This is a genomic window from Photobacterium sp. WH77 (assembly GCF_022014395.1).
Taxonomy (GTDB): domain Bacteria; phylum Pseudomonadota; class Gammaproteobacteria; order Enterobacterales; family Vibrionaceae; genus Photobacterium; species Photobacterium arenosum.
Window position 1 is genome coordinate 26085 of record NZ_JAKLTE010000024.1, and the last position, 13763, is coordinate 39847.

General features: G+C 53.4%; 13 protein-coding genes. 4 read left to right on the top strand and 9 right to left on the bottom strand.

Features of this window, described 5'->3' with window-relative positions:
• Positions 1-117: 117 nt before the first annotated feature.
• From mioC to L6J37_RS18775, 9 genes are all read right to left on the bottom strand, one after another.
• The gene (mioC, locus tag L6J37_RS18735) at positions 118-558 is read right to left on the bottom strand and encodes an FMN-binding protein MioC (protein WP_192017645.1); all 441 of its coding nucleotides are present in this window, start codon (positions 556-558) and stop codon (positions 118-120) included.
• 395 nt (positions 559-953) lie between these two features.
• Positions 954-2321: a tRNA uridine-5-carboxymethylaminomethyl(34) synthesis GTPase MnmE gene (gene mnmE / locus L6J37_RS18740; protein WP_218386754.1), complete on the bottom strand. Its 1368-nt coding sequence runs from the start codon at positions 2319-2321 to the stop codon at positions 954-956.
• Positions 2322-2451: 130 nt separating this feature from the next.
• Positions 2452-4071, bottom strand: coding sequence for a membrane protein insertase YidC (yidC, locus tag L6J37_RS18745; protein ID WP_192017646.1), 1620 nt, complete (start codon positions 4069-4071; stop codon positions 2452-2454).
• Between the two features lie 2 nt (positions 4072-4073).
• Positions 4074-4331: a membrane protein insertion efficiency factor YidD gene (gene yidD / locus L6J37_RS18750; protein ID WP_081669217.1), complete on the bottom strand. Its 258-nt coding sequence runs from the start codon at positions 4329-4331 to the stop codon at positions 4074-4076.
• Positions 4298-4654, bottom strand: a complete 357-nt coding sequence (rnpA, locus tag L6J37_RS18755; protein WP_027251744.1) for a ribonuclease P protein component — start codon at positions 4652-4654, stop codon at positions 4298-4300. Before rnpA ends, yidD begins: the two co-directional genes overlap by 34 nt.
• Before the next feature lie 14 nt (positions 4655-4668).
• The gene (rpmH, locus tag L6J37_RS18760) at positions 4669-4803 is read right to left on the bottom strand and encodes a 50S ribosomal protein L34 (RefSeq protein WP_075762025.1); all 135 of its coding nucleotides are present in this window, start codon (positions 4801-4803) and stop codon (positions 4669-4671) included.
• A 235-nt stretch (positions 4804-5038) separates the two neighbouring features.
• Positions 5039-5776 carry an amino acid ABC transporter ATP-binding protein gene (locus L6J37_RS18765; RefSeq protein WP_192017647.1) on the bottom strand — a complete coding sequence of 246 codons (738 nt, stop codon included), beginning with the start codon at positions 5774-5776 and terminating at the stop codon, positions 5039-5041.
• Positions 5773-6444, bottom strand: coding sequence for an amino acid ABC transporter permease (locus L6J37_RS18770; RefSeq protein WP_218386731.1), 672 nt, complete (start codon positions 6442-6444; stop codon positions 5773-5775). The genes L6J37_RS18765 and L6J37_RS18770 overlap by 4 nt, the downstream gene beginning before the upstream one ends.
• 123 nt (positions 6445-6567) lie before the next feature.
• The gene (locus L6J37_RS18775) at positions 6568-7323 is read right to left on the bottom strand and encodes an amino acid ABC transporter substrate-binding protein (protein ID WP_192017649.1); all 756 of its coding nucleotides are present in this window, start codon (positions 7321-7323) and stop codon (positions 6568-6570) included.
• Between the two features lie 411 nt (positions 7324-7734).
• On the opposite strand from L6J37_RS18775, the gene dnaA reads away from it, so the two are divergent.
• The 4 genes from dnaA to gyrB are packed head-to-tail and all read left to right on the top strand — an operon-like array spanning position 7735 to position 13745.
• Complete coding sequence (gene dnaA, locus L6J37_RS18780) at positions 7735-9117, top strand: chromosomal replication initiator protein DnaA (RefSeq protein WP_192017650.1); 1383 nt, start codon at positions 7735-7737, stop codon at positions 9115-9117.
• 1 nt (position 9118) lies between these two features.
• The gene (gene dnaN, locus L6J37_RS18785) at positions 9119-10219 is read left to right on the top strand and encodes a DNA polymerase III subunit beta (protein WP_192017651.1); all 1101 of its coding nucleotides are present in this window, start codon (positions 9119-9121) and stop codon (positions 10217-10219) included.
• A gap of 3 nt (positions 10220-10222) precedes the next feature.
• On the top strand, positions 10223-11314 hold the full coding sequence (gene recF / locus L6J37_RS18790) for a DNA replication/repair protein RecF (RefSeq protein ID WP_237796193.1): 1092 nt from the start codon (positions 10223-10225) through the stop codon (positions 11312-11314).
• Between the two features lie 19 nt (positions 11315-11333).
• Positions 11334-13745 carry a DNA topoisomerase (ATP-hydrolyzing) subunit B gene (gene gyrB / locus L6J37_RS18795; protein WP_192017653.1) on the top strand — a complete coding sequence of 804 codons (2412 nt, stop codon included), beginning with the start codon at positions 11334-11336 and terminating at the stop codon, positions 13743-13745.
• Positions 13746-13763 lie beyond the last annotated feature (18 nt).

The following is a 13763-nucleotide window of genomic DNA, read 5'->3' on the forward strand; positions in this document are numbered from 1 at the left end:
GATCAAGTTGTTCATTGGATAACAAAGGGTTGATCACCGTTTAGATCTATAGTTATACACAGAAGAAAAATAAAAAACTGGCGTAATTGGGAGTAATTATCGCCAGTCAGAGAAGGCTTAAAGGAGCTTTTTCCAGCCGTCCAGCCAGATTTCGGCCGGGTCTTCCGGAACAGGATCCTGAGAAACGTCGATGTCGAGCCGTTCACCAAGACGCTGGGCGCCCAAATCGGCCAGCAGTTGATCCAGTTCTTTACCTGCCTGGCAAAAAGTGTCGTAACTGCTGTCGCCAATGGCCACCACACCATATTTCAGCCCGCCGAGATCGGGCTGCTGATCCTTCAGCTGGTTGACAAAGGGCTGAATATTGTCGGGGAACTCACCGGCACCATGGGTTGAGCAAATCAGCAGCCAGATATGCTCTGAATTAAGCTCATCCAGGGCGGCCTGGTTGAGAGTTTCGGTGTCGTGACCGGCGTCAGTAAGCAGTTCGGCTAAGTGATCGGCGACATATTCCGCGCCGCCGAGAGTGCTGCCTGTGATTAGGGTAATGGTCGCCATAGGGGCCTCTTTATATAGACAAATGTCAGAATGGCTGAATTGTACTCTGAGTTGGCGATAAGAAAACCCTTGGAAAAATGTGCCTGTTGTCCGCCTTTTGGGCACCAGGCAGAGGCGGGAAGGGGGTTGGCGATGGGTAATAACACCATTAATGCAACATTGTTATTAATTTCAGTCTATTAGAACAGTTACCAACAGTTAATCCCAAGGATCCTCTGTGCTTGATCGTTCTTAAAGCGGCAGTTATCAACGGCTTTTGATCGCTGCCGATACCCAGGGATCGGGGGCTGGGTGAGCTGTTATGGTTGCCAAGCAGGATCACCCTGCTGATCATTACAGTAAGGTGAAAAAAAGCCCTGCCAGTCTGGCAGGGCTGTGTGGTTGGCGCGTCGGTTTTATTTGCCGATACAAAAGGAGGTAAAAATGCGGCCCAATAGATCATCGGAGGTAAATTCCCCGGTGATTTCGCTCAGGTGCTGCTGAGCCAGACGCAGTTCTTCGGCCAGGATTTCACCGGCCATGTAGCCTTCCAGCTGCGATTTTCCTGTGTCCAGGTGCATGGCGGCTCGTTCCAGTGCATCCAGATGGCGACGGCGGGCCATGAAGCCGCCCTCCGTGGTCCCGGCAAAGCCCATGCAGGCTTTGAGGTGTTCGCGCAGGGCTTCCACGCCGTCTCCGGTCCGGGCTGACAGGCGGATCAGGGTGGGCTGGCTGACATGGCAGATCCCGGTTGGTTCACCGGTCAGCTCCGCTTTGTTGCGGATCACGGTCAGGCCCATGGAGTCCGGCAGGCGTTCGATAAAATCGGGCCAGATCTCTGCCGGGTCGGTCGCGTCTGTGGTGGTGGCATCGACCATAAACAGCACGCGGTCAGCCTGGCGGATTTCCTCCCAGGCCCGTTCAATCCCGATACGTTCGACTTCGTCGCTGGCGTCGCGCAGGCCGGCGGTATCTATGATGTGCAGTGGCATACCGTCGATGTGGATGTGCTCGCGCAGCACGTCACGGGTGGTGCCGGCAATGTCGGTGACTATGGCGCTGTCTTTGCCGGACAGGGCATTGAGCAGGCTGGATTTACCGGCATTCGGCCGCCCTGCAATCACCACTTTCATCCCCTCGCGCATGATGGCGCCCTGATTGGCTTCGCGGCGCACCGCATTGAGCTCTGCCATCACAGTATCCAGATCGGCGCTGACTTTGCCGTCACTGAGAAAATCAATTTCTTCTTCCGGGAAATCAATTGCAGCTTCAACGTAAATGCGCAGATGGATTAGGGCTTCCACCAGCGCATTGACGCGCTGGGAAAAAGCGCCCTGCAGCGATTGGAAGGCACTCTTGGCGGCTTCTTCACTGCTGGCATCAATCAGATCGGCAATGGCCTCGGCCTGCGCCAGATCCAGCTTGTCGTTCATGAAGGCCCGCTCGGAAAATTCGCCCGGGCGGGCAGGGCGTACCCCTTCAATCTGCAGTATGCGTTTGATCAGCATGTCCATCAGCACCGGGCCACCGTGCCCCTGCAATTCCAGCACATCTTCACCGGTGAATGAATTCGGGTTCGGGAAATACAGGGCGATGCCCTGATCGAGTGCTGTGCCGTCTGCGGCCCGAAAGGGCAGATATTCAGCGTAACGTGGCTTGAGGCTGCGTCCGGTTACGGCTTCGGCCACCTGGCCAGCCAGCGGACCGGATACGCGAATAATGCCGACTCCGCCACGGCCCGGAGGGGTGGCCTGAGCGACGATAGTGTCGGTTGTCTGAGTCATCATGATAGCTTTCGTCTTTGAGCGTGGGCGCTATTGTAATCAGTGTTGATCAGGATAGCCAACTCTGCGAGCGGGCAACAAAAAGGCGGCCATACAGGCCGCCTTGTCATCTTTATAGTCAGAAGCAGGCTTACGCTTTTTTGCTGTGCAGGCCTTTCTTCTCCAGTTGTTTGAAGATGATGTACTGCTGAATCAGGGTGACGATATTCGACACCAGCCAGTAGAGTACCAGACCTGCCGGGAAGAACAGGAAGAAACCGGTGAACAGCACAGGCATGAAGGTCATGATCTTCTGCTGCATAGGATCGGTCACTGTGGTCGGGCTCATCTTCTGGATCAGGAACATAGTGACACCCATCAGGATAGGCAGCACGTAGTACGGGTCCTGCGCTGACAGGTCATGAATCCAGCCGAAGAAAGGAGCATGACGCAGTTCCACTGATTCCATCAGTGCCCAGTACAGGGCGATGAAGATTGGCATCTGCAGGATTAACGGCAGACAGCCACCCAGCGGGTTCACTTTCTCTTTCTTGTACATCTCCATCATTTCCTGGCTCATGCGCTGGCGGTCGTCGCCGAAGCGCTCACGCATCGCCTGCAGTTTTGGCTGCAGCATGCGCATTTTGGCCATGGAGGTGTATTGGGCTTTGGTCAGCGGGAACATCACACCACGGACGATAAACGTCAGGATGATGATGGCGATACCCCAGTTAGCCACGAAATCATGGATAATCGACAGCAGTTTGTGCAGCGGGCTGGCAATGAACCATAGCCAGCCGTAATCGGCGGTCAGATTCAGATTCGGTGCCGTTGCTTCCAGCTTGTCCTGCAGTTTAGGACCAGACCACAAGGTCGCCGTCAGCGTCTGCTCGGCACCCGGTGCCACAGTGGCACTTGGCAGGCGGACACCAATGTAACCCTGGCCCTGGCTGGTGCGGGAGAACAGGTTACTGGTGTCATCGGTACGCGGGATCCACGCCGAGACAAAGTAATGCTGCATCATGGCTGCCCAACCCTGTTCCATGCTCAGGTTCAGGTTCTTATCGGCCATGTCATCAAAGCTGTACTTTTTGTATTTCTCGTCGTCAGCCGAGTAAGCACCACCGCGGTAAGTCGGCATGGTCAGGCTGCCGCCGTCATCGAGCAGGGTTTGCTTCAGCTGGGCGTACATCTGCACTGTGGCAGGTGCGTCAGACTGGTTGTTGATGGTGTAGGACACGTCCACCGCGTAACTGTCACGGGTCAGGGTGAAGGTCTTGGTGTACTCGATACCGTCTTTGCTGTAGGTCAGTGGCACTTTAAGTTCGTCCTGACCATCGGCCAGTACAAAGTCAGTGCCTGCTGCTGTTAGTTGGGCACGGCCGGCGGTAGAGTCGATACCATTGGCGCCGATCAGACCTGACTGGGCAATGTACTGGTGCGCCGGTTCGTTTTTCAGCAGCACGAAGGGATCGCTGGAGTCCAGTTCGTTGTCGTAGGCCAGCAGTCTGGCTTCAACTATGTCACCACCCAGAGTATCAACAGTCAGATCCAGCACATCGGTGCGGATGTGGATCAGCTTGTCGGAACTGCTAGGCCCTGGGATTGTCTGACTCTCGCCACTGTGTGACGGGACATCGCCCTGGGTCGTCGCGCTTTGCGCAGCTGTCTGGTTCTGAGGTTGCGTGCTGGTGTCGGTATTCCACTGTTGAAACAGAAGAAAAGACACGAACAGCAGGGCAATTAACAGAATATTGCGTTGGGAATCCATCGTTAATGTTCTCTGTCGTTATCCTGGGTTGGCGGAACGGGGTCGTAGCCACCGTTGTTCAAAGGGTGACATCTTAATAGACGTTTCGCCGTGAACCAACAACCTTTTATTGCCCCATGAGTTTTTAGTGCTTCAATCGCATACTGGGAGCAGGTCGGGGTGAAACGACAACGTGGCCCGATCAGCGGGCTGATTGCCAGTTGGTAAAAGCGGACTAGTCCTACGACTAGCCACGCGAGGGGCGAGACAGGCGATGCCATAGCTTATCAAGCAACTTACACAGATCGGCGTTGCTCATTTCACTGGCACTTTTTTTAGCAATCACCACAAAGTCTTTAGCAGGCAGATCATGTTGCTTGAGACGGAAACGTTCCCGTGCCAGGCGTTTAAACCGATTGCGGCCTACCGCGGTTTTGATTTGTTTTTTAGGGACTGCCAGACCGAGCCGTGGATGGTTCAGGTCGTTGTTGCGGGCCAGAATGGTGAAGTGAGGAGAGCCAGCACTGTGAGCTTGCTGGAAGACATGTTTATAATCTTCGGGAGTTAACAGACGTAACTCCCGAGAAAAAGCGTACTTAGTCAAAATAATCGCAATGATTACTTAGACAGACGCTTGCGGCCTTTGGCGCGACGTGCATTGATTACAGCGCGACCGTTCTTAGTTGCCATGCGAGCACGGAAGCCGTGGCTACGCTTGCGCTTTAGAACTGAAGGTTGAAAAGTGCGTTTCATGGTTTTACCTTAAAATTACTGATCAGTTTTAAGTTTTTGTGTTAACCGGTTGCCCGAAGGACCCCTGGAAGGGCTTCAAAAAACCCATTACGTCCACAAAGAGGCGGAATTGTAATCACTGACCCGCTCGGAGTCAATCTTTACCCCCTGCCTGTGGGTCGGTTTTTATCCTGTTTTTGTCAGGATGCACCCGGGCGCTGAATTATACGTTTTGTTTGGCGGAGTGCAAGGATCCTTACTGGATCCCGACCTGGCGCAGGAACTTTTTCAGACGCGGATCCTGCGGATGGCTGAAGATCGCCTGCGGAGATCCCTGTTCGACAAACTCGCCGTCGGCCATAAAGATCACCCGGTCTGCCACTTCTCGGGCAAACTGCATCTCATGGGTCACCACCAGCATGGTCTGGTTACGTGTTGCCAGCATTTTCATCAGGTTAAGCACTTCGCCGACCCATTCCGGGTCCAGCGCGGAGGTCGGTTCATCAAACAACAGCAGCTCGGCTTCCAGCGCCATGGCCCGGCCGATCCCGACCCGTTGTTGCTGGCCGCCGGACAGCGCTGCCGGGTAGCTGTCACCTTTTTCACCCAGCCCTATGTCATCGAGAATTTGCTGGGCTTTGTCGTTGGCGGCCTGCTTATCCCAGCCTTTGACCGTGATCAGACCTTCGGCGATGTTCTGACGTGCCGTCATATGGGCAAACAGGGCATAGTTCTGGAACACAAAGCCGGTTTTGCGCCGAATGGCCAGTATGTCTTTTTTGGTTGCTACTGGGGCTTCAACATGGATGCCGTCTATGGTCATATGGCCAGTGTTGGCGTGTTCGAGAAAATTGATACAGCGCAGCAGGGTGGATTTCCCTGTACCGGACGGGCCGATGATCACCACGATTTCGCCCTGACTGATCGACAGGTCAATCCCTGAGAAAATGGTGTTGTCACCGAAGCGTTTACTGAGGTTATGCAGCTCAATCATCGTACGTATGCCCTGTTAAGTTTTACTTCTGCCCAGTTTTGTATCCGGGTCAGCACCACCACTATCCCCCAGTAAATCAGGGCGACGGCCAGGAAAGCTTCGAAGAATTTGAAACTGGAGGAGGCTTCCATCTGTGCCTTGGCCATGATCTCGGCGACCCCTAAGGTAAATGCCAGCGAGGTGGATTTGATCATGTCAATGAAGTAGTTCATCAGTGACGGCAGGGCGACCCGGGTCGCCTGTGGCAGTATGATACGGCGCATGGCCTGCATTTCAGTCATACCGATAGACAGGCTGGCTTCGCGCTGGCTGTGGTCGACACCTATGATGGCGGCGCGGATGCTTTCCGCCATGTAGGCGGCAAAGTGCAGGCTGAGTCCTATCACGGCAGCACTGAACGCATCCAGGCCGACCAGCGGAGGAAAGATTTGCGGCAAGCCGTAGTAGAGCAAAAACAGTTGTACCAGCAAAGGTGTGCCGCGAAAGAAGCTGATATAAATCTGGCTGAGCTGATCCAGTACGGGTAACCGGTAGACCCGAACCAAGGCCAGAGTAACGGAGATCACCAGCGCAAAAACCAGTCCCCATACCGCCATGCCCATGGTTGTGCCCAGATATTTGAGCAAAATAGGCATGAGTGACAGCATGTATTCAAAATCGAAGCCCATATGGATGCGTGTTCCGTGGAGTATTGATAACGAAAGTGACAAGACCCACCCTAAAGGTGAGTCTTGATATTACGTATTAGTATAAGGATGGTGACCTGAAATGGCAGGATTAATTACTGTCAATTAGCGGGTAATGTCAGTACCGAACCATTTTTGTGAGATTTCGGTCAGTGTACCGTCTTCACGCATGGCATTCAGCGCTTGGTTGACCTGGTCACGCAGTTGCTGGCCTTTTTCGTTGTTCTGGAAAGGCCATGCATTTTCGATGCGCTCAAAAGTCGCTCCCGCCAGCTGCAGCGGCAAGCCTGCTTTATTGATCAGTTCAACAGAAGACAAACGGTCCATCACGAAGGCGTCAGTACGGCCCAGCGCGACATCGTGTTCAATACCTGTGTCATAGGTTTTGATCGTAATCTCGTCGGCATTATCCAAGCCACGCAGCAGTTGCTCGTAGTTAGAGCCCAGATTCACGCCTACGGTTTTACCGTTCAGATCGTCTGTGCTCTTGATGTTTTCGTTACCTTTACGGACCACCAGTTGCGCGCCGTCAATCACATAAGGGTCGCTGAATACGTATTTGGCTTTACGCTCATCGGTAATAGTGATCTGGTTGGAAATGGTGTCAATACGGCCGGTTTCCAGCAAGCCAAACAGACCGGAGAAGTTCGCGGTGACATATTCCACTTTGTAATCGTTGCGTTTACCGATTTCATTCCACAGATCGACTTCAAAGCCCTGCAGCTGATCTTGTTTCACGAAAGTGAACGGGAAGTAGCGGCCAGACATGCCGACTTTAACGTCAGTAGCAGCAATCGCTGCCTGGCTGACGCTCAGACCAAGTGTAAGCGCGGTTAATGAAGCTTTAACCCAGTTTTTCATCTGTCTGCTCCTGAGATGATGTTGTTTTTGTAGGGTGATTCCTATCATCCTACTTGTCAGTAAGAACAATGCTTAAATAACCAAAAGTTATTTGTAATAACTATAGGGCTATTACCCGGCAAAGCGGAAAACTTTGTGCCGGTAAAAGCGGCTACCGCTTATATAAGACCTGAAATAATAGTGTTTTGACCGGCAAGCTGCTGTTTTTATCCTCAAGATCCTGTTGATTGTGCAAATAACTGTGGGTAAGGCTAGGCTAAACTGTGCTGATCTGGCCTTTGGTTGTGGGATCTGTGTGAATAACTTAGATCTTATTCACTGGATCTGGGATCTCTTTGCTGGAGATCCTAAGCCAGCAGGTATAAAATTGCGTCCCTTTTCGTATTTTCGTTATTCAATGTGGAGTCGAACTTGTCATCTTCGCTTTGGCTGCAGTGCCTTCAACGCCTTCAGGAAGAACTCCCTGCCACGGAATTCAGCATGTGGGTTCGTCCGCTACAGGCCGAGTTAAACGACAACACCTTGACCTTGTTCGCCCCGAACCGATTTGTGTTGGACTGGGTACGGGATAAGTACCTCAATAGTATCAACCGCCTGTTAAATGAATTCTGCGGTGCCGATACCCCAATGCTGCGTTTTGAAGTGGGCAGCAAACCTGTGACTGTGCCGCCGCCTCAGCCCGCTGCTGTGGTGAGCGGGAATAAGATCGATCCGCCGTCACCAACTTGGGAACCCGCACCGTCGCCGGTGCAGCCGGAATCGCAAAAGGGTTACCGCTCCAATGTTAACCCGAAACATAACTTCAACAATTTTGTGGAAGGTAAATCGAACCAGCTCGGGCTGGCCGCCTGTCGCCAGGTGGCGGATAACCCGGGAGCGGCGTACAACCCGCTGTTTCTTTATGGTGGTACCGGCCTGGGTAAAACCCACTTGCTGCATGCTGTGGGTAACGCCATTGCAGATCGCAAACCGAATGCCAAAGTGGTCTACATGCATTCTGAACGTTTTGTTCAGGACATGGTAAAAGCCCTGCAGAACAATGCGATTGAAGAATTTAAACGTTACTACCGCAGCGTCGATGCCCTGCTGATCGATGATATCCAGTTCTTTGCCAATAAAGAGCGCTCGCAGGAAGAATTTTTCCACACCTTCAATGCCCTGCTGGAAGGGAACCAACAGATTATCCTGACCTCAGACCGCTACCCGCGTGAAATCAGCGGGGTGGAAGATCGCCTGAAATCCCGCTTTGGCTGGGGGCTGACAGTGGCCATTGAGCCGCCTGAACTGGAAACCCGGGTGGCTATCCTGATGAAAAAGGCTGAAGACCACAATATTCGCCTGGCCGATGAAGTGGCCTTCTTTATTGCCAAGCGCCTGCGCTCGAACGTGCGTGAGCTGGAAGGGGCACTGAACCGGGTGATTGCCAACGCCAACTTTACCGGCCGGGCGATTACGATTGATTTTGTCCGCGAAGCGCTGCGTGACTTGCTGGCGCTGCAGGAAAAGCTGGTCACTATTGATAACATTCAAAAGACAGTGGCCGAGTACTATAAAATCAAGATGGCTGATATGCTCTCCAAGCGCCGTTCCCGTTCGGTGGCCCGCCCTCGTCAGATGGCGATGGCGCTGGCCAAAGAGCTGACCAACCACAGCCTGCCGGAAATCGGTGATGCGTTTGGCGGCCGCGACCATACCACTGTGCTTCACGCGTGTCGTAAAATCGAACAGCTGCGTGAAGAAAGCCATGATATTAAAGAAGATTACTCTAACCTGATCAGGACATTGTCGTCGTAATATGAAATTTTCCGTTGAACGAGAACATCTCATTAAACCTCTGCAGCAGGTAAACGGTGCACTGGGTGGCCGTCCGGCGCTGCCTATCCTCGGCAACCTGTTACTGCAGGTAGATGCGGGCAAGCTGTCTCTGACGGCTACCGATCTGGAAGTGGAGCTGGTGGCCGGTCTGGCACTGGACGGTGACTGGGAACCGGGGGCGACCACTGTACCTGCCCGCAAATTTCTCGATATCTGCCGCGGACTGCCAGACAGTGCGCAACTTAAGATTGAATTGCAGGGTGACAGGCTGCTGCTGCGCTCTGGCCGTAGTCGTTACTCACTGACGACTTTACCGGCCAGTGACTTTCCCAATATTGAAGACTGGCAAAGCGATGTGGAACTGCATCTGGCGCAGGGTCAGTTACGCCAGTTGATCGAAAGTACCCAGTTTTCCATGGCCAATCAGGATGTGCGTTACTACCTGAACGGTATGCTGATGGAAACCGATGGCAAACAGCTGCGCTCGGTGGCGACCGACGGGCACCGTATGGCGGTCTGTACTGTCGATACCGAGACTGACATGCCGGGCAAGCAAATTATCCTGCCGCGTAAAGGGGTGATGGAGTTAATGCGTCTGTTAGACAGCCCGGATGCCGAGGTCGTGCTGCAGATTGGCCAGTCTAACCTGCGGGCTGTGGTCAACAATTTCACCTTCACTTCCAAGCTGGTTGACGGCCGTTTTCCGGATTATCGCCGCGTGTTGCCGCAAAACAGCAGCAAGTTTCTGCAGGCCAGCTGTGAGGAACTGCGCCAGGCCTTTTCCCGTGCCGCCATTTTATCGAATGAGAAATTCCGCGGCGTGCGCGTGAATCTGATCAACAATGAAATGCGGATCACTGCCAACAACCCTGAACAGGAAGAAGCGGAAGAAGTGCTGGATGTCGACTTCCAGGGCGACGAGCTGGAGATTGGCTTTAATGTCAGCTACATCCTGGATGTGCTCAATACCCTGAAATGCGATCAGGTGCGGATTTCGATGACGGACGCGACAGCCAGTACCCTGATTGAAGATGTCGCTGACAGTGATGCGCTGTACGTGGTTATGCCGATCCGGCTGTAACCTATGGCGTTAACGCGATTCATTGTTAAAGATTTTCGTAATCTTGAGGCCTGTGATCTCACCTTCTCGGAGGGTTTCAATTTTCTGGTCGGTGCCAATGGCAGCGGTAAAACCAGTTTGCTGGAAGCCATCTATTTTCTCGGCCATGGCCGCTCCTTTCGCAGCCACCTGACCAGCCGGATTATCCGCCATGGTCAGGATGAACTGGTACTGCATGGCCGGGTGCATGCGGACAGCACACTGAAAGGTGATCTGGAGCGACCGCTGGGGATCAGAAAGCAGCGGGATGGTACGACTCAGGTTAAAATAGCCGGCCAGACTGGCCAGAAAGTAGCACAGCTGGCGCAGATTCTGCCGCTGCAGCTGATCACCCCGGAAGGCTTTGAGCTGATGGTGGGCGGCCCCAAATTCCGTCGTGCGTTTATCGATTGGGGGGTGTTTCACGTGGAACCACGTTTTTATCAGGCCTGGAGCCGGGTAAAACGGCTGACCAGGCAGCGTAATGCGCTGCTGAAAACCGCGCGCAGCTACCGTGAACTCAGCTACTGGGATCAGGAACTGGCCCAACTGGCGGAAGTGATTGACGGCTGGCGCCGTGATTACATTGATGCCCTGCGTGAGCAGGCCACCGCCTTCTGTGGTGATTTTCTGCCGGAATACGATATTCAGCTCGGCTACTACCGTGGCTGGGAAAAAACGACCCCTTACAGCGAGCTGCTGGCCGCCAACTTTGAGCGCGATATGCAGCTCGGTTATACCGTCAGCGGCCCCAATAAAGCGGATCTGCGGCTCAAGGTGTCGGCTATGCCTGTGGACGATGTCCTGTCCCGCGGTCAGCTTAAATTACTGATGTGTGCGCTGCGATTGGCACAGGGTCAGCAGCTTCGTCAGGCAACAGGCAAGCAGTGTCTTTACCTGATTGACGACTTTGCCTCAGAGCTCGACAGCAGCAAACGCGCCCTGCTGGCAAAGGGATTACACGATACTCAGGCTCAGGTGGTCATCAGTGCCATCAGCGAGGAGCAACTGGGCGATATGAAGGCCGAAAAGGGCAAGATGTTTCATGTCGAACAGGGTAAAATAACCGCAAGATAATTAAAGCGAGAGTAACTCAATGTCCAACAATTACGATTCATCAAGTATCAAGGTATTAAAGGGTCTTGATGCGGTACGTAAGCGTCCGGGTATGTACATCGGCGATACGGATGACGGTACAGGTTTGCACCACATGGTTTTTGAGGTCGTCGATAACTCTATCGACGAAGCTCTTGCTGGTCACTGTGAAGATATCGTAGTCACGATTCATGAGGATGGCTCGGTCTCTGTCAGCGATGATGGTCGTGGTATCCCGACAGACATGCACCCGGAAGAAGGGGTGTCCGCCGCTGAAGTTATCATGACAGTCCTGCACGCCGGCGGTAAGTTCGACGATAACTCCTATAAAGTGTCCGGCGGTCTGCACGGGGTAGGTGTGTCGGTCGTGAACGCCCTGTCTGACAAACTGGAACTGACTATTCATCGCCACGGTCATATTCACCAACAGATTTATCACCTGGGTGAACCTCAGGCACCGCTGGGTGTGGTGGGCGACTCGGATCGTACCGGTACCCGAATCCGCTTCTGGCCAAGTGATACCATCTTCACCGATACCACTTTCCATTATGAGATTCTGGCAAAGCGTCTGCGCGAATTGTCTTTCCTGAACTCAGGTGTCTCTATCAAGTTGAGCGATGAGCGTGACGGCAAGCAAGACCACTTTATGTATGAAGGTGGTATCCGTGCGTTCGTTGAGCACCTTAACCGTAATAAAACGCCTATCCACCCGAAAGCCTTCCACTTTGCGTTTGAACGTGAAGACGGCATTTCTGTTGAAGTGGCGATGCAGTGGAACGACAGCTTCCAGGAAAATATTTACTGCTTCACCAACAACATCCCGCAACGCGATGGTGGTAGCCACCTTGCCGGTTTCCGTGGTGCGTTGACCCGTACCCTGAACAATTTCATGGATGCCGAGGGCTACACCAAGAAAGCCAAAGTGGCGACTTCTGGTGACGATGCCCGTGAAGGTCTGACCGCTGTGGTGTCGGTGAAAGTGCCGGATCCTAAATTCTCCAGCCAGACCAAAGATAAGCTGGTTTCAAGCGAAGTGAAACCTGCTGTTGAATCGGCCATGGGTGAGAAGCTGAGCGAGTACCTGCTGGAAAACCCGGCTGACGCCAAGATTGTCTGCGGCAAGATTATTGACGCCTCCCGTGCCCGTGAAGCGGCGCGTCGTGCCCGTGAAATGACCCGCCGTAAAGGCGCACTCGATTTAGCCGGCCTGCCAGGCAAACTGGCCGATTGCCAGGAAAAAGACCCGGCACTGTCTGAACTCTACATAGTGGAGGGTGACTCGGCCGGTGGTTCCGCCAAGCAAGGCCGAAACCGTAAAAATCAGGCGATTCTGCCGCTGAAAGGTAAGATCCTGAACGTAGAAAAAGCCCGTTTCGACAAAATGCTGTCGTCACAGGAAGTTGCTACGCTGATCACGGCCATGGGCTGCGGTATCGGCCGCGACGAGTACAACCCGGACAAACTGCGTTACCACAGCATTATCATCATGACAGATGCCGACGTCGATGGTTCGCACATCCGTACGCTGCTGCTGACTTTCTTCTACCGTCAGATGCCTGAGCTGATTGAACGTGGTCACATCTACATTGCCCAGCCGCCACTGTACAAAGTGAAGAAAGGCAAACAAGAGCAGTACATTAAAGATGATGAAGACATGAACCAGTTCCAGGTAGCCCTGGCGCTGGAAAATGCTTCTTTGTTCACCAGCGACAGTGCACCGGCCATTTCGGGTCTGGCACTGGAAACCTTGGTCAAGCAATACAATGGCGCGGTGAAACTGATCGAGCGGATGAGCCGTCGTTACCCGACATTGCTGCTCAATGAGCTGACTTACCAGCCGCGTCTGGGTGAAGACAAACTGGCGGATCAGTCGCAGGTGGAAGCCTGGGTCAAAGGGGTGGTTGACGCCCTGAACAGCAAGCAAACCGGTGAAAGCCACTACGGTTATGAAGTGTTCCAGGACCCGGAACATAACGCCTGGCTGCCTAAGATTGTTGTGCGTACCCACGGTGTCGACTACCAGTATCCGCTGAGCTACGATCTGCTGCACTCGAAAGAGTACGCTAAGCTGGCTGACTTGTCTGAAGCACTGTGCGATCTGCTGGAAGAGACAGCCTATGTCCAGCGCGGAGAGCGTAAGCAGCCGGTTGACAGCTTTAAGACAGCGCTTGAGTGGCTGATTAAAGACTCGACCCGTGGTCTGAGCCGTCAGCGTTACAAAGGACTGGGTGAGATGAACCCGGATCAGCTGTGGGAAACCACCATGGATCCGAATTCGCGTCGCATGATGCAGGTCACTATCAATGATGCAGTCGCAGCTGATGAGCTGTTCACTACTCTGATGGGCGATCACGTCGAACCGCGTCGCCAGTTCATTGAAGAGAATGCCCTGAATGCGAACCTGGACGTGTAACCAGTCCGCCGTCAGTTG

Excerpts from the sequence above, each read along its gene's own strand:
- yidC (WP_192017646.1), bottom strand. The coding sequence starts at position 4,071 with ATGGATTCCCAACGCAATATTCTGTTAATTGCCCTGCTGTTCGTGTCT.
- dnaN (WP_192017651.1), top strand. The coding sequence starts at position 9,119 with ATGAAATTTTCCGTTGAACGAGAACATCTCATTAAACCTCTGCAGCAG.
- L6J37_RS18775 (WP_192017649.1), bottom strand. The coding sequence starts at position 7,323 with ATGAAAAACTGGGTTAAAGCTTCATTAACCGCGCTTACACTTGGTCTG.
- recF (WP_237796193.1), top strand. The coding sequence starts at position 10,223 with ATGGCGTTAACGCGATTCATTGTTAAAGATTTTCGTAATCTTGAGGCC.
- yidD (WP_081669217.1), bottom strand. The coding sequence starts at position 4,331 with ATGGCATCGCCTGTCTCGCCCCTCGCGTGGCTAGTCGTAGGACTAGTC.
- rpmH (WP_075762025.1), bottom strand. The coding sequence starts at position 4,803 with ATGAAACGCACTTTTCAACCTTCAGTTCTAAAGCGCAAGCGTAGCCAC.
- L6J37_RS18770 (WP_218386731.1), bottom strand. The coding sequence starts at position 6,444 with ATGGGCTTCGATTTTGAATACATGCTGTCACTCATGCCTATTTTGCTC.
- mioC (WP_192017645.1), bottom strand. The coding sequence starts at position 558 with ATGGCGACCATTACCCTAATCACAGGCAGCACTCTCGGCGGCGCGGAA.
- mnmE (WP_218386754.1), bottom strand. The coding sequence starts at position 2,321 with ATGACTCAGACAACCGACACTATCGTCGCTCAGGCCACCCCTCCGGGC.
- gyrB (WP_192017653.1), top strand. The coding sequence starts at position 11,334 with ATGTCCAACAATTACGATTCATCAAGTATCAAGGTATTAAAGGGTCTT.
- L6J37_RS18765 (WP_192017647.1), bottom strand. The coding sequence starts at position 5,776 with ATGATTGAGCTGCATAACCTCAGTAAACGCTTCGGTGACAACACCATT.